The sequence below is a fragment of the Mesorhizobium sp. RCAM 06353 genome, from assembly GCF_059683585.1.
Genome location: NZ_CM185031.1, coordinates 4850951 through 4870807, shown reverse-complemented (window position 1 = coordinate 4870807; position 19857 = coordinate 4850951). Strand labels below are relative to the sequence as shown.

At 62.2% G+C, this 19857-nt stretch carries 25 protein-coding genes and 1 tRNA gene; 17 read left to right on the top strand and 9 right to left on the bottom strand.

The annotated features are described in order from the left end of the window. Positions 1-31 precede the first annotated feature (31 nt). The 3 genes from gor to rpiA form a co-directional block, all read right to left on the bottom strand. Entirely contained in the window at positions 32-1420 is a 1389-nt protein-coding gene (gene gor / locus AC56QX_RS23445) for a glutathione-disulfide reductase (protein ID WP_497110895.1), read from the bottom strand. A gap of 118 nt (positions 1421-1538) precedes the next feature. Beyond that, the gene (locus tag AC56QX_RS23440) at positions 1539-2177 is read right to left on the bottom strand and encodes a DUF2059 domain-containing protein (protein ID WP_497110894.1); all 639 of its coding nucleotides are present in this window, start codon (positions 2175-2177) and stop codon (positions 1539-1541) included. Beyond that, positions 2164-2895 carry a ribose-5-phosphate isomerase RpiA gene (rpiA, locus tag AC56QX_RS23435; RefSeq protein WP_497110893.1) on the bottom strand — a complete coding sequence of 244 codons (732 nt, stop codon included), beginning with the start codon at positions 2893-2895 and terminating at the stop codon, positions 2164-2166. Before rpiA ends, AC56QX_RS23440 begins: the two co-directional genes overlap by 14 nt. Positions 2896-3067: 172 nt before the next feature. Here rpiA and AC56QX_RS23430 point away from each other — a divergent pair, with 172 nt between their 5' ends. Continuing rightward, positions 3068-3754 carry a phosphoglycolate phosphatase gene (locus tag AC56QX_RS23430; protein WP_497110892.1) on the top strand — a complete coding sequence of 229 codons (687 nt, stop codon included), beginning with the start codon at positions 3068-3070 and terminating at the stop codon, positions 3752-3754. A 138-nt stretch (positions 3755-3892) separates the two neighbouring features. Beyond that, positions 3893-3967 (top strand) — tRNA-Val (locus tag AC56QX_RS23425). 36 nt (positions 3968-4003) lie between these two features. Here the strand turns inward: AC56QX_RS23425 and AC56QX_RS23420 are convergent. Further along, a complete protein-coding gene (locus tag AC56QX_RS23420) occupies positions 4004-4276 on the bottom strand; it encodes a hypothetical protein (RefSeq protein ID WP_497110891.1) in 273 nt (90 codons plus the stop codon). 168 nt (positions 4277-4444) lie between these two features. Here AC56QX_RS23420 and AC56QX_RS23415 point away from each other — a divergent pair, with 168 nt between their 5' ends. The 3 genes from AC56QX_RS23415 to AC56QX_RS23405 all read left to right on the top strand — a co-directional run bounded on the left by AC56QX_RS23415 (position 4445) and on the right by AC56QX_RS23405 (position 6171). Continuing rightward, the gene (locus tag AC56QX_RS23415) at positions 4445-4702 is read left to right on the top strand and encodes a PepSY domain-containing protein (protein ID WP_497110890.1); all 258 of its coding nucleotides are present in this window, start codon (positions 4445-4447) and stop codon (positions 4700-4702) included. A gap of 134 nt (positions 4703-4836) precedes the next feature. Beyond that, on the top strand, positions 4837-5577 hold the full coding sequence (locus tag AC56QX_RS23410) for a lysozyme inhibitor LprI family protein (RefSeq protein ID WP_497110889.1): 741 nt from the start codon (positions 4837-4839) through the stop codon (positions 5575-5577). A 117-nt stretch (positions 5578-5694) separates the two neighbouring features. Further along, positions 5695-6171, top strand: coding sequence for a hypothetical protein (locus AC56QX_RS23405; RefSeq protein WP_497110888.1), 477 nt, complete (start codon positions 5695-5697; stop codon positions 6169-6171). Positions 6172-6174: 3 nt separating this feature from the next. Here AC56QX_RS23405 and AC56QX_RS23400 read toward each other — a convergent pair whose 3' ends face one another. Both AC56QX_RS23400 and AC56QX_RS23395 read right to left on the bottom strand, forming a co-directional pair. Further along, positions 6175-8061: a L,D-transpeptidase family protein gene (locus AC56QX_RS23400; protein ID WP_497110887.1), complete on the bottom strand. Its 1887-nt coding sequence runs from the start codon at positions 8059-8061 to the stop codon at positions 6175-6177. 210 nt (positions 8062-8271) lie between these two features. After that, entirely contained in the window at positions 8272-9018 is a 747-nt protein-coding gene (locus tag AC56QX_RS23395) for a 3-oxoacyl-ACP reductase family protein (protein ID WP_497110886.1), read from the bottom strand. A gap of 98 nt (positions 9019-9116) precedes the next feature. Here AC56QX_RS23395 and AC56QX_RS23390 point away from each other — a divergent pair, with 98 nt between their 5' ends. Then, a complete protein-coding gene (locus tag AC56QX_RS23390; RefSeq protein WP_497117852.1) occupies positions 9117-9731 on the top strand; it encodes a TetR/AcrR family transcriptional regulator in 615 nt (204 codons plus the stop codon). 65 nt (positions 9732-9796) lie between these two features. Beyond that, the gene (locus AC56QX_RS23385) at positions 9797-10192 is read left to right on the top strand and encodes a rhodanese-like domain-containing protein (protein ID WP_497110885.1); all 396 of its coding nucleotides are present in this window, start codon (positions 9797-9799) and stop codon (positions 10190-10192) included. 68 nt (positions 10193-10260) lie between these two features. On the opposite strand, the gene AC56QX_RS23380 is transcribed toward AC56QX_RS23385, so the two are convergent. Continuing rightward, positions 10261-11169, bottom strand: a complete 909-nt coding sequence (locus tag AC56QX_RS23380; protein ID WP_497110884.1) for an alpha/beta hydrolase — start codon at positions 11167-11169, stop codon at positions 10261-10263. A gap of 47 nt (positions 11170-11216) precedes the next feature. On the opposite strand from AC56QX_RS23380, the gene AC56QX_RS23375 reads away from it, so the two are divergent. Next, the gene (locus tag AC56QX_RS23375) at positions 11217-11669 is read left to right on the top strand and encodes a MarR family winged helix-turn-helix transcriptional regulator (RefSeq protein ID WP_019858112.1); all 453 of its coding nucleotides are present in this window, start codon (positions 11217-11219) and stop codon (positions 11667-11669) included. Between the two features lie 12 nt (positions 11670-11681). On the opposite strand, the gene AC56QX_RS23370 is transcribed toward AC56QX_RS23375, so the two are convergent. Together AC56QX_RS23370 and AC56QX_RS23365 are read right to left on the bottom strand one after the other, a co-directional pair. Beyond that, complete coding sequence (locus AC56QX_RS23370; protein ID WP_497110883.1) at positions 11682-12293, bottom strand: pyridoxamine 5'-phosphate oxidase family protein; 612 nt, start codon at positions 12291-12293, stop codon at positions 11682-11684. Between the two features lie 71 nt (positions 12294-12364). Beyond that, on the bottom strand, positions 12365-12718 hold the full coding sequence (locus AC56QX_RS23365) for a gamma-butyrobetaine hydroxylase family protein (protein WP_095200208.1): 354 nt from the start codon (positions 12716-12718) through the stop codon (positions 12365-12367). A 203-nt stretch (positions 12719-12921) separates the two neighbouring features. Here AC56QX_RS23365 and moaA point away from each other — a divergent pair, with 203 nt between their 5' ends. From moaA to AC56QX_RS23320, 9 genes are all read left to right on the top strand, one after another. Beyond that, positions 12922-13917, top strand: coding sequence for a GTP 3',8-cyclase MoaA (moaA, locus tag AC56QX_RS23360; RefSeq protein ID WP_497117850.1), 996 nt, complete (start codon positions 12922-12924; stop codon positions 13915-13917). A gap of 55 nt (positions 13918-13972) precedes the next feature. Beyond that, positions 13973-14446, top strand: coding sequence for a hypothetical protein (locus AC56QX_RS23355; protein ID WP_497110882.1), 474 nt, complete (start codon positions 13973-13975; stop codon positions 14444-14446). Positions 14447-14565: 119 nt separating this feature from the next. Next, the gene (locus AC56QX_RS23350; RefSeq protein ID WP_497110880.1) at positions 14566-14925 is read left to right on the top strand and encodes a hypothetical protein; all 360 of its coding nucleotides are present in this window, start codon (positions 14566-14568) and stop codon (positions 14923-14925) included. 181 nt (positions 14926-15106) lie between these two features. Further along, positions 15107-16027: a DMT family transporter gene (locus AC56QX_RS23345; RefSeq protein ID WP_497110878.1), complete on the top strand. Its 921-nt coding sequence runs from the start codon at positions 15107-15109 to the stop codon at positions 16025-16027. Between the two features lie 43 nt (positions 16028-16070). Further along, complete coding sequence (gene mobA / locus AC56QX_RS23340) at positions 16071-16697, top strand: molybdenum cofactor guanylyltransferase MobA (RefSeq protein ID WP_497110877.1); 627 nt, start codon at positions 16071-16073, stop codon at positions 16695-16697. Further along, complete coding sequence (gene mobB / locus AC56QX_RS23335) at positions 16694-17203, top strand: molybdopterin-guanine dinucleotide biosynthesis protein B (RefSeq protein ID WP_497110876.1); 510 nt, start codon at positions 16694-16696, stop codon at positions 17201-17203. The genes mobA and mobB overlap by 4 nt, the downstream gene beginning before the upstream one ends. Positions 17204-17361: 158 nt before the next feature. Then, entirely contained in the window at positions 17362-18147 is a 786-nt protein-coding gene (locus AC56QX_RS23330) for an ABC transporter substrate-binding protein (protein ID WP_497110874.1), read from the top strand. 79 nt (positions 18148-18226) lie between these two features. Further along, entirely contained in the window at positions 18227-18946 is a 720-nt protein-coding gene (locus AC56QX_RS23325) for an ABC transporter permease (RefSeq protein WP_096446000.1), read from the top strand. Next, on the top strand, positions 18943-19764 hold the full coding sequence (locus AC56QX_RS23320; RefSeq protein ID WP_497110872.1) for an ABC transporter permease: 822 nt from the start codon (positions 18943-18945) through the stop codon (positions 19762-19764). Before AC56QX_RS23325 ends, AC56QX_RS23320 begins: the two co-directional genes overlap by 4 nt. Positions 19765-19857: the final 93 nt, after the last annotated feature.

Genomic DNA, 19857 nt, shown 5'->3' with positions numbered 1-19857 from the left:
TCTACGGCAGGCGCTGGAAACAGACGAAAGGTTAGATGCGCTGGCCGTCCTTCACGCGGTAGGTCGGCTTGTACATGGTGACGAGTTCTTCCGCCGCGGTCGGGTGCACGGCCATCGTGCGGTCGAAGTCATCCTTGGTCAGTCCGGCCTTCAGCGGAATGCCAAGCAGCTGCGCCATCTCGCCGGCATCCGGCCCCAATATATGGGCGCCGAGCACTTTGCGGGACGCGCCATCGACCACCAGCTTGATCAGCATCTTCTCGTCGCGACCCGACAGCGTATGCCGCATCGGCCGGAAGCTGGCGCGGTAGACCTCGATATCGGCAAAACGCTTCACAGCATCGTCTTCCGAGAGACCCACCGTGCCGATTTCCGGTTGTGAGAAGACCGCGGTCGCGATCGTCTCATGATCGGGTGCGGTCGGATTGTCCTTGAATGCCGTCTCGACGAAACACATCGCTTCGTGGATCGCCACCGGCGTCAGCTGCACGCGGTTAGTGACGTCGCCGATCGCCCAGACATTGTCGATATTGGTGCGGGAATAGTCGTCGACCTTGATCGCGCCGACCGCGGTCATCTCGATGCCGATGCCTTCCAGGCCCATATTCTCGGTGTTGGGGATGCGCCCGATGGCCAGCATGACCTGGTCCACCGTCAGCGTCTGGCCGCTGGTGAGAAAGGCGTCGAGCCGGCCGTCCGGCCGCTTGCTCACCCGCTCGCTCACCGAATGGCAGAGTATCTTGATCCCCTTCTTTTCCATGGTCTCGTGCAGCGTGCGGCGCAGGTCCATGTCGAAGCGGCTGAGGATATCCTTGCCGCGATAGACCAGCGTGGTGTCGACGCCGAGGCCGTGGAAAATGTTGGCGAACTCGACCGCGATATAGCCGCCGCCCTCGATCATGATCGCCTTAGGCAGCTCCTTGAGGTCGAAAGCCTCATTGGAGAAGATGCAGTGTTCATGGCCGGGCAGCGCTGGATGCGCCGCCGGACGGCCGCCGGTGGCGATCAGGATCTGGTCGGCGGTAACGGTGCGGTCCTCGCCCAGAAGATGCACCACATGTGGCTCGACGATCATCGCCCGCGAATGGAAGGTCTCGCCGCCGGCGCCCTCGACATTCTTCTTGTAGATCGCCTCCAGCCGGCTGATTTCCCGATCCTTGTTTGCGACGAGTGTGCGCCAATCGAAACTGGCTTCCGGCACCGTCCAGCCATAGCCGACGGCGTCGGCAAAATGCTCCGGAAATTGCGAGGCGTAGACATAGAGCTTCTTCGGCACGCAGCCTCGGATGACGCAGGTGCCGCCAAAACGGTATTCCTCGGCGATGCCGACGCGCTTGCCGAGTGCCGCGGCAACGCGCGCCGCCCTCACCCCGCCGGAGCCGCCGCCGATGACGAAGAGATCGTAGTCATAACCGGCCATGCGCGGCTCCTTGAACGTCGGAAAATGTGAGTGACAGGTAGGCCGCCAATGGCCAAAGAAAAGCCCGGACAAGCCGGGCTTCACAGATGGCCGCAAGGCCGCATTTGAAAACGCAGGATCAGTTCTGCGTGCCGTCGGCGGGAGCCGAACCGTCGGCGGGTGCGGCGCCATCGGCCGGAGCCGCGCCATCTGCCGGAGCTGCATTGTCGGCTGGAGCGGCGCCATCCGCGGGCGCAGCCGGAGCCGGTGCCGCAGCCTTGGCGGCCGCTGCCAGCGTTTCGCCGACCTGCTGGGCGAGATCTCGACCGACGCCGTTTTGCCAGATGTCGGCTGCCTTGACCAATTCACGTGTCACGGTCGGACCGCTGTCGAGCAGCTTCTTGCCGGAGTCGGAGCTGTAGAAGGCCGCGATGTCGTTGAGTTCCTTTTCGGAAAACACCTTCGCATAGGCAAGGGCCGCTTCCTTCTCGAGATCGGCGCGGCGCGCGGCCATCGCCATCGCCTTCTCGTTGATCGTCTTGCCGATCAGCTCCTGCATGTCCGGGTTCTTCTGGATGAGCTGCGATTCGAGCGCGGCGGCCGCCTGCGGCAGGATGCTGTCGAACGGGTCGGTCGCATGGATCGCCGCGACCGCAGCGCGCGCGGCCTTCAGGTGCGAATCGGTGACGTCCTGCGAAAACGCCGGCGACGACAAGGCGAAAACGGCCGAAGCCGCCAGAACGACGCAAAGGCCGCGAACCCGGTTATGCAACATCATGATCGGTAGAACTCCCTGGTTTTCGGGCGGCATGGACGGTTTGGATGCCGTCGCCGCCGGCGATGATGGCCGCTGACGCCAGCCCGATGAAAAGACCATGCTCGACCACGCCCGGAATGGCATGGAGAGCATTCGAAAGCGCTCTTGTATCCGGAATGCGGCCAAAAGATGCATCGAGGATAAAATGGCCGCCGTCTGTAACAAAAGCCTGGCCTCCCGTCATCCTCAATGTAATCGGACCGGAAAGGCCGAGATTTGCAGCCGCCGCGGCTATCGCGATCTCGGTGGCGCGGAGGCCGAACTGGTTGACTTCGATCGGCAGCGGAAAACGGCCGAGCGTCTCGACCATCTTCGACCTGTCGGCAATGACGATCATGCGCTGCGAGGCCGCGGCCACGATCTTTTCGCGCAGCAGCGCGCCGCCACCGCCCTTGATCAGGGTCAGTTCCGGATCGACCTCATCGGCGCCGTCGACGGTGAGATCGAGCTCGGGCGTTTGCTCCAGCGTCGACAATGGTACGCCGAGCTCACGGCACAGCGCGGCGGTGCGCTCCGAGGTCGGCACACCGATGACAGTCATGCCGGTGGCGACCTTGTCGGCCAGCAGCCGTACGAACTCTTCCGCCGTGGTGCCGGTGCCGATGCCGAGCCGCATGCCGTCGCTGACATGGGCAAGGGCGGCCCGTGCGGCCTCGACCTTCAACTGTCTTGCATCCATGCCGCTTGCTGCCCCGGGGAACCTTACGTTCTGGGCTCGTAGCATTTTTGCCGGCGGGGTCAAAGCTTTTGACCGTGGTCAAAGCCTTTGGCAGCCTGTCCAACGGTCTGCTTGCCTTGACGCGCCGCAGCCGCTATCGCCTGCCGATGCACAAACCTGCGCAGGATGGATCATGACCCGCCCGATCATCGTGTTCGACCTCGACGGAACGCTGATTGACACGGCGCCGGACCTGCTCGACAGCCTCAACCACAGCCTGGCTGCCAGCGAACTCCAGGCCGTCGACGAGGCCGGCTTCAAGCGCTTCGTCGGCCACGGCGGCCGCGTGATGATAGAGCGGGCGCACGCTGCCCAGCAGCGCTCGCTCGATGTCGCCGAGCATGACCGGCTGCTAAAACTGTTCCTTGATCACTACACCGACAACATTCCCGGCAAATCCCGCCCCTACCCCGGTGTCATCGAGGCGATCGCGCGCTTCGAGAAGGCGGGCTATCTCCTGGCCATCTGCACCAACAAATACGAGGCCAACTCGCTGGCGCTGATCGAAGCGCTCGGCCTGAGCAAGCATTTCGCGGCGATCGCCGGCCAGGACACGTTCGCGTTCCGCAAGCCCGACCCGCGCCACCTCACTGAAACCATCAAGCTGGCCGGCGGCGATCGGCACCGCGCTTTGATGGTTGGCGATTCGCAAACCGACATCGACACCGCCAAGGCGGCCGGCATTCCGGTGGTGGCGGTCGATTTCGGCTACACCGACCGGCATGTCCGCGAATTCGAACCCTCGGCGGTGATCTCGCATTTTGACGCGCTGACGCTGGATCTGGCAGAGAAGCTGATCAAGGCTGCGGCAGGACACTGATCGGATGCGGCCGGCGTCGCGCCGAAAACAGCCCCGAAAGTGCGGCCATCCGATCTGTGTCAGAACGCCTGACTCCGCCTTGACTTCACCGGCCGGCCTCCCTTATATCGCGGCTCGCTTGGCCTTCGGGCAACGAGCGGGCGATTAGCTCAGCGGGAGAGCACACCCTTCACACGGGTGGGGTCGCAGGTTCAATCCCTGCATCGCCCACCATCTACCTTCCTGAAATCGCACCCCAAGCCGGTCCAGCTAACAGCTACAGCTCGCCCCTTCCCCACCAAAATTCTTCTGGGCGAAATTCAGCGCGCTCGAGTAGCTCGTGTAGCTCTGGAATTGGCAGACGTCGGAGCCGTTTCGGACCTTCATCTGGTCGAGATCCCAGAACGACACCTCGATGTGGTCGTTGGCGCAATAGACCGTGTATTTTTCAGGTTCCAGCGCCCAGGCTTTCTGCACGGGCATGGAAACGGCCGGGATGGAAAGCATTGACAGTGCAAGCATGACGACGTGACGCGTGCGCATATGGAATCCCCCAAGTGAATCGCCAGCAATATGGCCACGGATAGTGAAGCGCGCATCGTGGTTTTTTGGCGGACAGGTTTTTCTTGGCGCGCGGCCGCACGTCATCACGGCTACGGAACCAACCACCGCGCCAGTGAGTTTCTGTCCCAGGAAAATTGAGGGAAAGCCATGTCCAGATTGCTGCTGGCGACCAGCGTCGCCGTTCTTCTCGCCGCCGGGCCGGCCTTTGCCGCGGATGAAGCGCCGCTGCCGCCGCCCAATGCCAAGAAGCTGTCGGAAATCCTTGCCAAGGTCGAACAGCGCGACGGCTTTCGCTATGTGAAGGAGGTCGACTGGGACAAGGACGCCTACACCGTCACCTACTACACATCGGACAAGGCAAAGGTCGAAATCACCTATGATCCGGTGACGGCCGAGCCAAAATAGGAACCCTCGGCATACATTTCTCCGGACGCCCTCGATCGCCAGCCGGACGCCGCAAAATGTCCATTGTTCGAGTATGATATCCATGCATGGCGCGGGGCAGCGTCTTGGGCAATCCTGTGGGCTTGGGGGCAGTCATGCGATTTTCCGTTCGAACCGATGTCATGCTGGTGCTTGCCATCATTCTGGCCGGCAGCGTCCTTGGGGCCGCTCCGGCGCGGGCCGAGGAGCCATCCTTCGACTGCGCCAAGGCAAGCCTGCCGGCGGAGAAAGCCATCTGTGCCGATCCGCAGTTGTCGGCCATCGATCTGCTGGTCGCCAAGGCCTACAAGGATTTCGAGCCGGCCTTCGGCGGCGACAAGCGCAAGATTGCCCGCGGGCTGATTGCCGACCGCAATGCCTGCAAGAGCGATACCGCCTGCATCGTCAGCGCACTGAACAACGCCTTGCAGACCTATGGCAATGCGCCGTCATGGGTGCAGGATTACAACATCGCGCTGATCGGCAAGAAGGCGCTGGATGCCGCTGCGCTCAACCCCGGCAACAAGGATCAGCCCCTGCCCTCGGCCGTCGGGCAATGCGCGACCACGCATATCAAGACGCTGACCACGCGGCTTGGCGACGATCCGCTGGAAACGGCCCCGCCCGAGGGCGGCAGCGCCGCCACCTTCACCAATGGCGGCGGGTCCGTCTCCTATGATCGCGAGCCTGGCCTGGCCGCCTCGAAGGTCGGCGAACCCGTCGAGATGTGCCTGATCGCCATTCCCCGGGATTGCCCCAAAGACGACGATCGTGGCCGGGTCTATTACTCCCTCGACCTCGTCGCCAAGGGCAGCTGGGCCTTGCCCGACTCCGAGCATCTGTGCGGCGGCGCCTGACTGGTTCTGGCTCGTGTTCGGTGAAAGCGGCCAGGGAGCGCCGTTTGCGCCTCCCCTTGCGCCGGATCGTCTTTAATGGCTGATTGGAACAGTTGACTGCGCCGCATGGGGATAGGCATGGCGACGGCAAAGCACGTGATGAAGCGCATATTGATGATGTTAGCCGGCTATCTCGTCGCCTTGCTGGTCGGCCTGGTCGCCGTGGTGGCGATCTACGCCGTGCTCAGTTCCCTGCCGAACGCGCCGGAGTATTTCGGTGTCATGAGCCTCTCACCGATCGCGGTCCTGGTGGTGCCACCGCTCGGCATGTTCATCTATTTTCTGACGATTGTGGTGACCGGACTGCAGACACTGATCTTCGCGCTGATTGCCGAATCCTTTTCGCTGCGCAATGTCCTGCTGCACATGTTTTTCGGCGCTGCTTCCGCGGTGGGCGGCTTTGCCCTGATGTGGCCGAGTTCGCCGGAAGACATGGATCCTGAGCGATGGGCCGACATCGGTATCATCGCTGCCGCCGGCCTCGTCGCCGGCTTGATCTACTGGCTGATCGCCGGGCGGGAGGCGGGTTTCCGCCGCCCGCTGTCGCAACTCTGACGATTAGCTAGACGGCGAGCGAACCGCCTCGGTGGCGTCCAGGGCCTGCTTCAACCGCGAGTCGCGGTCGTAGACGTCGTTGAAATACTCGACCTTGCCGGACATGTCGGGCCATGCGGTGAAATAGGCGACATAGACCGGGATCTTGCGCGTCACATCCTCGGTCGAATGTCCGTGCTTCAGCTTCTCGGCGACATAGTCGACCGAGGTGCCAAGCACCGCCGCCGCCATGCCGCGCGGATCCTGCAGGCGAACGCAGCCATGGCTGAGCGCGCGCATATCCTGCTTGAAGAACGATTTCTGCGGCGTGTCGTGCATGTAGATCGCGTGCTTGTTGGGGAACAGGATCTTCAACTCGCCCAGCGCATTGGCCTCGCTCGGCTGCTGGCGCACGCTGTAGGGAATGTTGGCACCGTAGGCGCCCCAATCGACCGCCGACGACGGAATGCGCTTGCCGCGAGAATCCGTCACCTCGTAGCCGGCGCGGTCGAGATAGCCGGGGTCGTTGCGCAACCGGGGCAGCATCTCGTTGACGATGATCGACTGCGGCACGCCCCAATAGGGATGGAAGTCGACCTGCTTGATCTGGTCGTAGAAGAATGCCGTCTGGTTGGTGACCCGGCCGACGACGGCGCGTGTCTTCAGCTTCTCCTCGCCATTGTCGATGTAGCTGGCGGTGAACGCAGGCTGGTTGATGAAGACACGCGGGCTGCCGAGATCGGAAGGCAGCCAGCGCAGTTCCTCCAGCGCCACCTGCACCTTGAGCAGCCTGTCGGCCTTCGACGTACCGGCCAACAAGGCGACGGTGCGCGGACCGATGACACCGTCGCCCTTCATGCCTTCCTTCACCTGCACGGCCTTGATCAGCGGAACCAGTTCGGGGACGTAGACCTCGCTGGTACCCAGTCGCGACAGAACCTCACCATAGGTGCCGCCCATCTCGTCATCGAGGCTGCGTGCGATCAACGTCAGCAGCTTCGGCAGTTCTGGGCTGGTTTCGCCCGGCTTCAGCAGCAGCTTGGGATCGACGACGATCTCGTTTTCGGCGCTCGCCTGCAGCGATTCCAGCTCGACGCGCAGCGCCTGATATTCAGCATTCTGCGGATGGCGCGATTCGAGATAGGTGCGCACTTCCTGCGTATGCGCCAATGTCTTCAGCACGCCCACCAGGTCGATCGGCTTTGCAGGGAAATCATAGTAACCGGTCATCCGGTTGGGATCGACGCGGCCGTTCTGGGCATCACGGGCATAGCGCAGCACCCGGGCCGACAGCGCCATCTCGAAGCGGACGAACTCTTTCAGTTGCGCATTGGCATCGGCCGACGACGCGCTGGTGGCAGGCACTTCGACCGTATAGTCGGCGGGCGTCAGGCCGTAGCTCGCTGCCTCGCCAAGCACGCGCACCGCGTCCTGGGCGCGGCTGTTGGGGCTGGTGCCGTTCACCCAGATGAAGTCCGGATTGGCCGAGTAGTAGGCGATCAGCGCCTTGGCGATGTCGGGCTCGGCATAGAGTTCATAGTCGCTGAGACCGGCAATGGCGTCATGGAAAGCAGCCCCTGTGGCCGACGGAACAAACGCGGCGTCCTGCGCCGTCGCCGGCTGCGGTGCCGCGGACAGCGTCGAGAAGTCGACGCGCACCAGCTTGTCGGCCTTGTAGGTGTAGTAGGACGGGCTGCTGATCTTTACGCCGCCACCGCCGCCGCCGGCCGGGGCTTTGGGTCTGTGCTTTGGTGGTGGAGGCGGAAACTCGCCCTGCGGCTGGTGCTTGATGCCGCCGCCAAACAGCATGTCGAAGAGCCCTTGCGCACCTGCCTGGGGCGCGCCCAGGGCGAGCGTTGCCGCGATCGCCATCAGCGGCATTGCGGTTGCATTTTTACCGAGAAATTTCATGGATCACCCGCTCCGGTCGCAACCGGTTCCCGTTCCGCACGCTAGACCGTCTCGCTCACCGCATGGCGGATGTAAGGCGTGACTATACCGATTCATACCGATTTCGTTAAGCTTTCATAAATTTCAGAAAGCCTGTTGCAGAACGGTTTCACAACATCGTGACGGCTGGAGCGCGGGGGTCTCGCTCCAGCCCGAAGAACTCCTGAAAAATCAGGCGTTGGCGCCGCCATCGATGGTCAGTGCGGCGCCAGTCACGAAACGCCCTTCCGGACCGGCGAGCCAGGCAACCATGCCGGCGATGTCGTCGGCCTTGCCGAATCGCGGCGTTGCCATCTTCTGGCGCTGGTGTTCGGCATGCGGCCCATCAGCCGGGTTCATGTCGGTATCGGTCGAGCCGGGATGGACGACATTGGCGGTGATGCCGCGTGCGCCGAGATCGCGCGCCAGAGCCTTGGTCAAACCGACCAGCGCCGCCTTGCTGGCGGAGTAGGCGCCGAGGCTGGTGTCGGTGACGCGTTCGGCGAGATTGCTGCCGATCGAGATGATCCTGCCGCCCTCGCCCATATGCGCCGCTGCCGACTTCGAGGCGATGAACGGAGCCCTCAGATTGACCGACATGGTCTCGTCGAAATCGGCAAGCGACAGCGTATCGATGGGGGCCGCGCGCCAGATGCCGGCACTGTTGACCAGGATGTCGAGCCGTCCGAATTCGGCCACGGCCTCATCGACGGCCTTTTCGATCGCCTCGGCATCGCGATTATCGGCCTTGATCGCGATGGCACGGCCGCCCTTGGCCTCGATCTCGGCGACGACCGAGCGGGCCTGTTCTTCGCCGTTCACATAGGTCAGCGCAACATCGGCGCCGTCAGCCGCCAGGCGCCGGGCAATCGCGGCCCCGATGCCGCGACTGCCGCCGGTGACGAGCGCTGCCTTGCCGTTCAAATTGCTGGAAGACATTGGTTTCTCCATTTATGTAGTGATCAATACATAATACCTGTCAGGCTTGTCCGGTGGCGTCAACTCATTTATGTATCGATCAACACAGAAGGAGTGTCATGTCGGAAAGAGGCCGTCCCCGTAGCTTCGATCGAACCGCAGCCCTGCGGCGCGCGATGGAGCTGTTTTGGGCCAAAGGCTATGAGGGCACTTCGATTGCCGAACTGACCGCGGCGATGGGTATCAATTCGCCCAGCCTTTATGCCGCCTTCGGCAGCAAGGAAGCGCTGTTCCTCGAAGCGACCGAATATTACACGCAAGCCGAAGGAACAGAGATCTGGGCCGCGTTGGACGAGGCATCGACGGCATGCCAGGCGATCGAGAATTTCCTGCGGCAGACAGCCAAGGCTTATTCGCAGACCGATCGCCCGCAGGGCTGCCTGATTGCACTGGGTGCACTGCACGAGGATTCAAGCAGCGGTGCCATCTGCGCGGATTTGCGCCGGCGTCGCGCTGAAAACCTTACCGCCCTGCGCAAGCGCCTCGAGCGCGGCGTGGCCGAGTGTGAATTGCCGGCGAAATTCGACTGCGGCGCCGCCGCCACCTTCTACGCCACGGTGCAGCACGGCATGTCGATCCAGGCGCGCGACGGCGCTTCGTGCGCCGCGCTGATGGCGACGGTCACTGGCGCGATGGCTGCCTGGCAGACGCTGGCGGGCACCGACAAAGCGTGACAAACGCTGGCCATTGTGGTGGGAATTCAGACAGCCAGCCAATGCGCGGGTGGAGGGGAAAAACGGTGAAAAAAGGTTATCGCGAACTGCTGGACGAGGCCAACGCCGAGATCGAAGTGGTTTCGCCAGAGGAAGCGTCAGGATTGCTCGATGACGAAGGTACAATCTTCGTCGACCTGCGCGACCCGCGCGAGGTCGAGCGCGATGGGAAAATACCCGGTGCCAAACATGTCACACGCGGCATGCTGGAGTTCTGGATCGATCCCGAAAGCCCCTATCACAAGCCGTTCTTCGCCTCGGGCAAGAGCTTCGTTTTCTTCTGCGCCGGCGGCTGGCGCTCGGCGCTCGCCACCAAGACGGCGCAGGATATGGGACTTGCACCGGTCAAGCACGTCCTTGGCGGCTACACTGCCTGGAAGGCGGCCGGACTGCCCGTCGAGCCCGGCGAGAAAAAGAAATAGCCCAATTTATGTCGCTCAAAAGCGGTCCCGGCTTTGAGACAACGGCATGCATGGAACGGGCCTGCGTCTCAATGCAGCAGCGACGGCTCATGGTGCTCCGCGACGAAGACAACGGCGCGTTCGACCACGCCCTTGTCCGCCAGAATGCGGCGGTGACCAAGCCCATCGGCCCAGTGCAGCCGCACATGGCCGCCGGCCCCAGCGTAGCGTTTCGCGTGTTCAGCCGGCACTTCGCGATCGTCCGGCGCGTGGATCACGAGCGTCGGCACAGGTGCCTGGGCGAGCTGGCGGTCGCCGGTGAATTCATGCAGCGGCCGGCCGGACAGATGCTCGACACGGTCCGCCATCGCGACCTGCGAGCGCGGACCGACATTGAGCATGCGGCTGAAGTCGGCGAAAATCGCCGGCAAGGAGCTGGGTGCCGCGATCAGCACAAGACGCCCGGCGGCCAGCGGCGGAATGTTCTTGACCGAACCGGCAATGGCATTGGCGGCGACGGCGCCGCCGAAGGAATGACCCACGGCCGCGACAAACGGACCGAACCATTCGCCGGCGACCCTTACGGCCTCGACAGCATTGACCATGTTCAGGTGCCGCCCCTGCGAATGGCCATGGCCCGGCAGGTCAAGGGAAACGACCCTGTAGCCGGCCGCCCGATAGCCCTCGATCAAGGCGCGCATATATTCAGTACGCGAACGCCAGCCATGGACGACAAGCACAGTGCCAAGCGCCCTGCCCGGCTCTGGCCGGAATTCGTGCACCATGACGCAGCCGGTCGCCGTCTTCAGCCGATGATGGCGCGCCTCGGTCATGAACTCCGCGGCACGGCCGATGGCGCGGCGCTCACCGTCGGTCAGCGCTTTGGCGTTCGGCGTACGGCAGAACAGTTCGAAAGCCGCGCGCCCGGTGATGCGTGGCGCAATATGTTCGGCCGCACCAAATACGCTCCGGATGACCTTCAGCCCGATTGATGCCATAGTGAGAATCCATCCATACGTTCAAGCATGAACATAATAGTTCAAAGATGAACAATAAACAAGAGCTACCCTGGGACAACCCGCGTTTTCGCAACTGGGTCGCGGTGGCGCGCGCCTGCCATGTGCTGGAGCGCACGCTGGCGGTTAAACTCGCGCCGCTCGACCTGAAGCCGGCGCAGCTCGACGTGCTGATGAACCTCTACCGCCATCCCGGCATGTCGCAGCACGACCTTGCCCGCAAGCTGCTCGTCGGCCGCTCCAACATCACCATGCTGTTGCCGCAGCTGGAGACGCGTGGCCTGCTGCGCCGCGAAGGCGATGAGAAGGACAAGCGCATCCTGCGGCTCGCTCTGACCGAAGCCGGCGAGGCGCTGCTGATGCAGGCGCTGAAAGTGCATATGGCGCTGATCGAGAAGGCGATGAGCCAGTCGACACCTGAACAATGCGACATGATCGGCGAACAGATGCGCAAAATCTATGAGGTGCTGAAGGAAGCCTGACGGCCCGGTCACTCACCACATCGTCTTCTTCGCCCGTTCCGGCCATTCCTTGTCGTAGACCTCGCCGTCGATGTTCTTGCGGCTGGTGATTTCCAGGATTTTTCCGGGAGTCGGCAGCGATTTCGGGTCGACATGTCTGGCCGGATTCCAAAGTTCCGACCGCACGATGGCGCGGGCGCACTGGAAATAGACCGAATCGACATCGATGACGGTCACCGAACGCGCCGCCTTGCCGTCGACCATGAAGGACGCGCAAAGTTCGGCATCGGTGGTGATATGGGCTCGGCCGTTGATGCGCAGCGTCGTGCCGGAGCCCGGTACCAGGAACAAGAGGCCGACGCGCGGATCCCTGATGATGTTGCGCAGCGAATCGGCGCGATTGTTGCCGCGCCGGTCCGGCATCATCAGTGTCCTGGGATCAACGATACGCACGAAGCCGGCGAGATCGCCGCGCGGCGAACAGTCGAGCCCTTCCGGGCCGCTGGTGGCAAGCGCGACAAAGGGCGAGGCCTCGATAAAGGCGGCATATTCGGGAATGACGTGGTCGAGTTCCTTGACTAGCGAAGCTTCGCCCGGAACGCCATAGAGCGCTTCGAGCTGTTCGACCGTGGTGATGCGCGACATCTTTTCGTCTCCGAACCTTTGCCGGCGCTACTCCACATCGATGACGTTTTGACGACAACGGCGGGATGAGTTTAGCGGTCCCGGCTCAAGCCTTTTTCCGCAAGCTCCGCGAGATAGGCATTCCAGCGTTCATCCTTCTCATGGCCGAGCGTGTGCAGGTAATTCCAGGTGAAGATGCCGGTGTCATGGAAATCATCAAAGGTGATGCGCACCGCATAGTTGCCGACCGGCTCGATCTTCAGGATCGCCACATTGCGCTTGCCGGGAACCGTTACCCGCTGCTCGGGCGAATGGCCCTGCACCTCGGCCGATGGCGAGGCAACGCGCAACAGCTCCGCCGGCAATTCGAATGGCTGGTGATTGGGAAAGGTGACCGACAGCAGTTTGCGGTCCTTGGAGACCCTGAGTTCTTTTGGTGCGGTCATGCTGTTTGATCCCGTATCGATTGCCCTTCCCTACGCCGCTTCGCGAAAGGGGAAAAGGCCGTTTGAAACCGGCCGACATTCGATGTCGGCCCGGGGATGTTACCAACGATCGAGAAGCGGTATCTTGAATGGTGGGCTGCTTCGTATCACATAGCTGTATATAACGACGCCGGTAACGGTCACGGAAACGCTCGAACATGAACATGAACATGATCGACCCCTTCGGTCGCACGATCAGCTATCTCAGAGTGTCGGTCACCGACCGCTGCGATTTCCGCTGCACCTATTGCATGGCCGAGGACATGACGTTCCTTCCGAAGAAGGATCTGTTGTCGCTGGAAGAGCTGGACCGGCTCTGCACCGTCTTCATTGAAAAGGGCGTCAGAAGGTTGCGCCTCACCGGCGGTGAGCCGCTGGTGCGCAAGAACATCATGCACCTGGTGCGCCAGCTGTCGCGGCATCTCGAGAGCGGTGCGCTGGAAGAACTGACGCTGACCACCAACGGTTCGCAGCTGTCGCGCTTCGCCGCCGAGCTCGCCGATTGCGGCGTCAAGCGCATCAACGTCTCGCTCGACACGCTCGATGCCGACAAGTTCCACAAGATCACCCGCTGGGGCCATCTCGACAAGGTCATGCAAGGCATCGATGCCGCGCAGGCAGCCGGGCTGAAGGTCAAGCTCAACGCGGTGGCGTTGAAGGATTTCAACCACACCGAACTGCCCGACATGATGCGCTGGGCGCATGGCCGCGGCATGGATCTCACCGTCATCGAAACCATGCCGATGGGCGACATCGACGCCGACCGCACCGACCAGTATCTGCCGCTGTCGCTGCTGCGCGCTTCGCTGGAGCGCCAGTTCACGCTGACCGACATTCCCTTCAAGACCGGCGGCCCGGCCCGCTATGTGCACGTCGCCGAGACCGGCGGCAAGCTCGGCTTCATCACGCCGATGACGCACAATTTCTGCGAGAGCTGCAACCGCGTCCGGCTGACCTGCACCGGCACGCTCTATATGTGCCTCGGCCAGGAAGATGCGGCCGATCTGCGCGCGCCCTTGCGCGCATCCGAAGGCAATGAACTGGTCGCCGACGCGATCGACGAAGCCATCGGTCGCAAGCCGAAAGGCCATGACTTCATCATCGACCGCCGCACCAGCCGCCCATCGGTGTCCCGGCATATGAGCGTCACTGGCGGCTGATTTTTTCGAAAATTCATGCAACATCGCTTCTGGCTCTATTGGCTTCGAGGCGAGCATGCGGCGACGTTCTTCGTTCCTGGCGACTGTCGTTATCATTGCGGCAACCAGCGCGCTCGCCGCGCCGTCCACCTATGTAAACGAGCGCTTCGGCACCGTCTGCATCTTTCCCGATGAGATATTCACCGATCGTCAGCCCGAACCTGACAATGGCGACGGACAGGTGTGGCTGAGCGCGGATGGCGCCAGCCTGACCTGCTCCGGCATCCTCAACGTCGACAACGACACGCCGAAAGGTTTTGTCGCCGATGAAAAGGCAAGCAAGGAACCCGGCTACACCGTCACCTACAGCAAGGTCGGCAAGAACTGGGCGGTGCTGTCGGGGATGAAGGATGGAAAGATTTTCTACGAGCGGCGTCTGTTCGGCGGGGATGGCGTTATCCGCACCGTCTGGATCGATTACCCGCCTGCTCTGAAATCGAAATACGACCCTCTGGTCGCGCCGATCACCGGCAGCCTCAAAGGGCCATGAGCATTTTCGGTCACATCCCAGAAAAAGTCTGATCCGCAAACGGTTGCCCGATTTACCACCAGCATGTTCCGGCCTAGCTTTCCCTGCAGCGGAATCGTCGCTCACAGGGGGAACACGTCATGCGCAAACTCATTCTATCTCTTGCATTGCTTGGCTTCACGGCCCTGCCCGTGGCAGCTCAGTCGATCGGCGGCACCTATACCGTCGCCGGCACCAATTTCGACGGATCGAAATATGATGGCGAAGCCACCATCACGCTGACCAGCGGCACGACCTGCGCGATCCACTGGGAGACCGGCGGTTCTTCGTCCGACGGCATCTGCATGCGCAACGACGACGCGTTCTCCGCCGGCTATGTCATGGGCAAGGATATCGGCCTCGTCGTCTACAAGGTTGAGGATGACGGCTCGCTGCATGGTCTGTGGACCATCGCCGGCAAGGAAGGCAACGGCACCGAGATACTGACGCCGAAGAAATAGACGTTGCCGAGGTTGCACAGCCTCCGGGAGGCGGAGCCGCCTCCCGGCCGGAGTCGTGCCTAATCCATGACGTGATCTCACGCCGGCGATGACCAATGCCCGGTCCTGGCCCAGCCCTTTGCCATTGCTGTTTCGTGGCGGGCTGTTACAGGCTTGCTTGCCCAAGCAACCGGTAGATGTCTTGCCCCTTTCTCCAAATCTTCGCGGCGCGTTGTTCATGATGGTGGCGATGGTCGGCTTCACGCTCAACGATGCCATCACCAAATACTCTTCGCAGTCCATGAACATGGCGCAGGTCATGCTCATCAGAGGGGCATTCGCCTCGCTCTTCGTCGGCCTGCTGGCCTGGCAACGTGGCGCGCTCTTGCGGCCGCGCCTGATGCTGCAGCCGCTGGTGGCAATCCGCGTCCTGGGCGAAGCAGGCGGTACCGTGTCCTTCCTCGTGGCGCTTGCCCATTTGCCGATCGGCAGTGTGTCAGCCGTTCTTCAGGCGCTGCCGCTGGCGGTGACCATGGGTGCCGCGCTGTTTTTCGGCGAAGCGGTCGGCTGGCGGCGCTGGCTGGCGATCGCCATCGGTTTTGCCGGGGTGATGATCATCGTCCGGCCGGGCTTCGACGGCTTCAGCCTATATTCCCTTTGGGCGTTGGCCAGCGTTGCCTGCTGCACCGTGCGCGATCTCGCCACCAAGCGCATCCCCCAGAGCATACCGACGATGCTGGTCTCGACCGCAACCGCACTGGCAATGACCGTCGTCGGCGCGGTGCTGTTGTCGCCGATGGGTGGCTGGACGCCGATGACCGGCAAGAGCACCGCCCTGCTGGCGCTAGCGGCGGTGCTCGTGCTCATCGGCTATCAGTTCATCATCATGGCGATGCGCTCGGGCGAGATCTCCTTCATCGCGCCGTTCCGCTACACCGCGCTCCTCTGGTCCATTCTGCTTGGCTTGATCGTCTTTGGCGACATACCGGACATGCCGATGATTGTCGGCGCAACAATCGTCGTCTGCTCGGGCCTCTATGCGCTGTATCGCGAGAGGGTGGTCGGCCGGCGAAGGATCGTCGCGGAAACCACCGGGCCGGCCATGGCGCCGGATGGAATTTAGCCGGGCCTTGTGATTTCCGGCGGCTGGCGTACAGGCTCGATGCATGAGACGAGATATTGCAGGGATCGTCCTGGCCGGCGGCCAGTCAAGGCGGATGGGAGGCGGCGACAAGAGCCTGTTGCCGCTTGGCGGCGGCAGCGTGCTTGACCAGGTCCTGTCGCGCTTTGCACCACAGATTGAAACCCTGGCGCTGAGCGCCAATGGCGATCCGGCACGCTTTGCCCGTTTCGGACTGCCTGTGCTTGCCGACACCGTCGAAGGCTTTGCCGGGCCGCTTGCCGGAATTCTGACCGGCCTCGAATGGGCCGCTACCGGCACGCCTTGCAAGGCGGTCGTCACCGCTGCCGGCGACACGCCTTTCCTACCGCTTGATCTCGTCGACCGCCTGGCAGCCGCTGCCGGCGAACATCCCGGTTCGATCGCCGTCGCCTCTTCGGCCGGCAGGCTCCACCCGACTTTTGCGCTGTGGCCAACCGATTGTCGCGACGCCTTGCGGCATTTCCTGGTCGAAGAGGATAACAGGCGGGTGTCGGCCTTCATCGAGCGCCATAAGCATCTCGAGGTGGAATTCCCGGTCCTGCAACCCGCGGGGCTCGATCCTTTCTTCAACATCAATGTGCCGGACGATCTTGCCGAGGCCCTGCGCCTGTTGCAGAGCATGACATCATGAGCAGACGCGTCTTCGGCATCACCGGCTGGAAAAACTCCGGCAAGACCACCCTGACCGAAAAGCTGGTCGCCGAGCTTGTGCGGCGCGGCTGGAAGGTCTCGACGGTCAAGCATGCCCATCATGATTTCGACATCGACAAGCCCGGTGCCGACAGCTTCCGCCATCGGCAGGCCGGCGCCACCGAGGTTGCGATCGTATCCGGCAATCGCTGGGCGCTGATGCACGAGTTGCGTGGCGAGGAAGAGCCGCCATTGGAGGGCATCCTCTCGCGACTCGCCCCATGCGATATCGTGCTGGTCGAAGGCTACAAGCGCGAATCCCACCGCAAGATCGAAACGCGGCGGCTGGAGGCGAAGGACCGGACGCCGCTTTCAGCGGGCGATGCCAATATTGTCGCCATCGCTGCGGATTTCGCAGTCACGGACGAGAGCCTGCCGGTATTCGACCTCGACGACATAAAATCGATAGTCGACTTCATCGAGCGCACCACCGGCCTCGTTGCTTGAGAAGTAACGCAACGGCAGAACCCCATTACCGATTTCGGCGGTTTTGCAGTTGCTTTTTTCTTGGAAAGAGTGGGAGTATCGCTTCAGCGGGCGGTCAAAAGCACCGCCCCACAGAGCCGTTTCGGAACGACGGCCGGGACCATAAAGAGAGGACTATCATGCGTATTGCACTGCGTATCGCGCTCGCCACATCGGCTGCGCTGCTGACGCTCGGCGTAGCCCAGGCCCAGGAGAAGACCCTGCGGATCGGCACCGAAGGCGCCTATCCCCCTTTCAACAACCTGACCTCCGACGGCAAGCTCGTCGGCTTCGACATCGACATCGCCCAGGCGCTTTGCGATCAGATGAAGGTCAAGTGCACCTTCGTCGCCCAGGATTGGGACGGCATCATCCCGGCACTTCAGGCCGGCAAGTTCGACGCCATCGTCGCTTCGATGTCGATCACGCCGGAGCGCAAGGAGAAGGTCGACTTCTCCAACAAATACTACAACACGCCGTCGGCTCTCGCCGTGCCGAAAGACTCGACGCTGAAGGGCGTGACCAAGGAAGATCTCGCCGGCAAGACCATCGGTGTCGCCACCACGACCACCCATTTCAACTATGCCTCGAAGACCTACACCGACAGCACCGTGAAGGGCTATCCGAGCAGCCCCGAGGAGCAGGCAGATCTTGCCAATGGCCGTCTCGACGCCATCGAGGACGATATCGTCGTGCTGCAGCAGTGGCTGGATTCGCCTGATGGCGCCTGCTGCAAGATTCTCGGCCAGCCGTCGCCGCAACCGGTCGAGATCTTCGGGCCGGGCGCCGGCATTGCCGTTCGCAAGGGCGAGACCGACCTGGTCAACAAGCTCAATCAGGCCATCGACGCCATCCGCGCCAATGGAAAATACAAGGAAATCAACGACAAGTACTTCAAGTTCGACGTCTTCGGCGCCGAGTCCTGATAGATAAGATCAAGACGGCGGGGCAATCCCCGCCGTCTTTCTAATTGTCTCGGAAATGCCGTGGAGATAAGATTCGTCAATGCCAGCCCAAAGCATATGGACACTTCTCAGTTGGGGACCTGATGGCTGGAGTGACGATATTGCCTATGGCGTCATTGTAACGGTTCTGCTTGCGCTGGCGACGCTTCCCATCGGTCTGACGATTGGCTTTTTCATTGCGCTCGGCAAGCAATCCGAAGAGCCCTCGCTGCGCCTCGCCGCCAATATCTACACCACGGTCTTTCGTGGCTTGCCGGAACTGGTGACGCTCTTCCTGTTCTTCTTCGGCATGCCGATCCTGCTGCAGCACCTCATCCGATATTTCCGCCCCGACGCCACCATCGACGTCAACAGCTTCGTCGCCGGGATGATCGTGCTCGCGCTGATCTTTTCGTCCTATGCCAGCGAGGTTTTCCTCTCGGCCTTCCGTGCCATCCCGAAAGGCCAGTATGAGGGCGGTTATGCCATCGGTCTTTCCTACGCGCAGACAATGCGCCTGGTGATCCTGCCGCAGCTGCTGCGCATTGCGTTTCCCGGTCTCGAGAATTGCTGGCTCAGCCTGTTGAAGGACACCTCGCTGGTGTCGGTCGTCGGTCTCGCAGAGACGCTGCGCAACGCCGGCGTGGCCGCTCGCGTGACCAAGCATTCCTTCCTGTTTTACGGCGTGGCGGCTCTGGTCTTTCTCGCTCTGGCCATCGTGTCATCCTTCGCCACCAGCGCCATTTTGCGCTCGCTCGGCAAACGGGAGGCACAACGATGAGCGCGACAGCCACCATGGTCGAACGGCCACCACCGCGGGCCCGCGGCTGGCCGCGAAGGCGCGTCGTCGGCTACGCGCTGGTCTGCTTTTGGATCGCCTTCGGCCTCGGTATCGTCGCCTACCTCTTCTTTGCCTGGAACGCACCCTTCTTCGCCAAATATGCGCCGGCCTATCTGCGAGGACTTGGCGTCACCCTGTCGCTGGTCGCCATTTCGATGGTGCTTGGCGCCGTTATGTCCTTGCCCGTCGCTTACGGGCGTATGTCCAGGAACCGGATCCTGTCCGGCCTTGCCTATTGTTACGTCTATTTCTTCCGGGGCACGCCGCTGCTGGTTCAGACGTTTCTGGTCTATTACGGCTTGGGGTCGTTCCGACCGCAGCTCCAGATGATCGGGCTTTGGGATTTTTTCAAAGACGCCTTCAACTGCGGCGTCTTCGCCTTTGCGCTCAACACCGCCGCCTACCAGGCCGAGATCCTGCGCGGCGCCATCGAAAGCGTGCACAAGGGCCAATGGGAAGGCGCTGCCTCGCTCGGCCTGCACAAGCTGCAGACGCTGCGCAAGATCATCCTGCCGCAAGCCCTGATCGTCGCCTTGCGGCCCTACGGCAATGAGCTGATCCTGATGGTCAAGGCTTCGGCGATCGTCGCCATCATCACCGTCTACGACCTGATGGGCAATGCAAAACTCGCCTTCGCCAACTCCTTCGACATCCAGGCCTATATCTGGGTCGCCCTGGTGTACCTTGTGATGGTCGAGCTGTTGCGCCATGCCATCGAATGGATCGAGCGCCGGATCACCATCCACCTGAAACGCTGACCCGTTCTCGGCTGTACCAGTCGATCGGACCACGCGCGTCTTGACGAAATGAGCGCAGGGCCTAGAGCTTGCGCAGCAATTTCGTTTCCGTCT

Excerpts from the sequence above, each read along its gene's own strand:
- AC56QX_RS23330 (WP_497110874.1), top strand. The coding sequence starts at position 17,362 with ATGCGTATTGCACTGCGTATCGCGCTCGCCACATCGGCTGCGCTGCTG.
- AC56QX_RS23365 (WP_095200208.1), bottom strand. The coding sequence starts at position 12,718 with ATGACCGCACCAAAAGAACTCAGGGTCTCCAAGGACCGCAAACTGCTG.
- AC56QX_RS23395 (WP_497110886.1), bottom strand. The coding sequence starts at position 9,018 with ATGTCTTCCAGCAATTTGAACGGCAAGGCAGCGCTCGTCACCGGCGGC.
- AC56QX_RS23355 (WP_497110882.1), top strand. The coding sequence starts at position 13,973 with ATGCGGCGACGTTCTTCGTTCCTGGCGACTGTCGTTATCATTGCGGCA.
- AC56QX_RS23440 (WP_497110894.1), bottom strand. The coding sequence starts at position 2,177 with ATGATGTTGCATAACCGGGTTCGCGGCCTTTGCGTCGTTCTGGCGGCT.
- AC56QX_RS23430 (WP_497110892.1), top strand. The coding sequence starts at position 3,068 with ATGACCCGCCCGATCATCGTGTTCGACCTCGACGGAACGCTGATTGAC.
- AC56QX_RS23390 (WP_497117852.1), top strand. The coding sequence starts at position 9,117 with ATGTCGGAAAGAGGCCGTCCCCGTAGCTTCGATCGAACCGCAGCCCTG.
- AC56QX_RS23380 (WP_497110884.1), bottom strand. The coding sequence starts at position 11,169 with ATGGCATCAATCGGGCTGAAGGTCATCCGGAGCGTATTTGGTGCGGCC.
- AC56QX_RS23415 (WP_497110890.1), top strand. The coding sequence starts at position 4,445 with ATGTCCAGATTGCTGCTGGCGACCAGCGTCGCCGTTCTTCTCGCCGCC.
- AC56QX_RS23350 (WP_497110880.1), top strand. The coding sequence starts at position 14,566 with ATGCGCAAACTCATTCTATCTCTTGCATTGCTTGGCTTCACGGCCCTG.
- gor (WP_497110895.1), bottom strand. The coding sequence starts at position 1,420 with ATGGCCGGTTATGACTACGATCTCTTCGTCATCGGCGGCGGCTCCGGC.
- AC56QX_RS23370 (WP_497110883.1), bottom strand. The coding sequence starts at position 12,293 with ATGTCGCGCATCACCACGGTCGAACAGCTCGAAGCGCTCTATGGCGTT.
- AC56QX_RS23375 (WP_019858112.1), top strand. The coding sequence starts at position 11,217 with ATGAACAATAAACAAGAGCTACCCTGGGACAACCCGCGTTTTCGCAAC.
- AC56QX_RS23325 (WP_096446000.1), top strand. The coding sequence starts at position 18,227 with ATGCCAGCCCAAAGCATATGGACACTTCTCAGTTGGGGACCTGATGGC.
- rpiA (WP_497110893.1), bottom strand. The coding sequence starts at position 2,895 with ATGGATGCAAGACAGTTGAAGGTCGAGGCCGCACGGGCCGCCCTTGCC.
- mobA (WP_497110877.1), top strand. The coding sequence starts at position 16,071 with ATGAGACGAGATATTGCAGGGATCGTCCTGGCCGGCGGCCAGTCAAGG.
- AC56QX_RS23405 (WP_497110888.1), top strand. The coding sequence starts at position 5,695 with ATGGCGACGGCAAAGCACGTGATGAAGCGCATATTGATGATGTTAGCC.
- AC56QX_RS23420 (WP_497110891.1), bottom strand. The coding sequence starts at position 4,276 with ATGCGCACGCGTCACGTCGTCATGCTTGCACTGTCAATGCTTTCCATC.
- AC56QX_RS23320 (WP_497110872.1), top strand. The coding sequence starts at position 18,943 with ATGAGCGCGACAGCCACCATGGTCGAACGGCCACCACCGCGGGCCCGC.
- mobB (WP_497110876.1), top strand. The coding sequence starts at position 16,694 with ATGAGCAGACGCGTCTTCGGCATCACCGGCTGGAAAAACTCCGGCAAG.
- moaA (WP_497117850.1), top strand. The coding sequence starts at position 12,922 with ATGAACATGATCGACCCCTTCGGTCGCACGATCAGCTATCTCAGAGTG.
- AC56QX_RS23410 (WP_497110889.1), top strand. The coding sequence starts at position 4,837 with ATGCGATTTTCCGTTCGAACCGATGTCATGCTGGTGCTTGCCATCATT.
- AC56QX_RS23400 (WP_497110887.1), bottom strand. The coding sequence starts at position 8,061 with ATGAAATTTCTCGGTAAAAATGCAACCGCAATGCCGCTGATGGCGATC.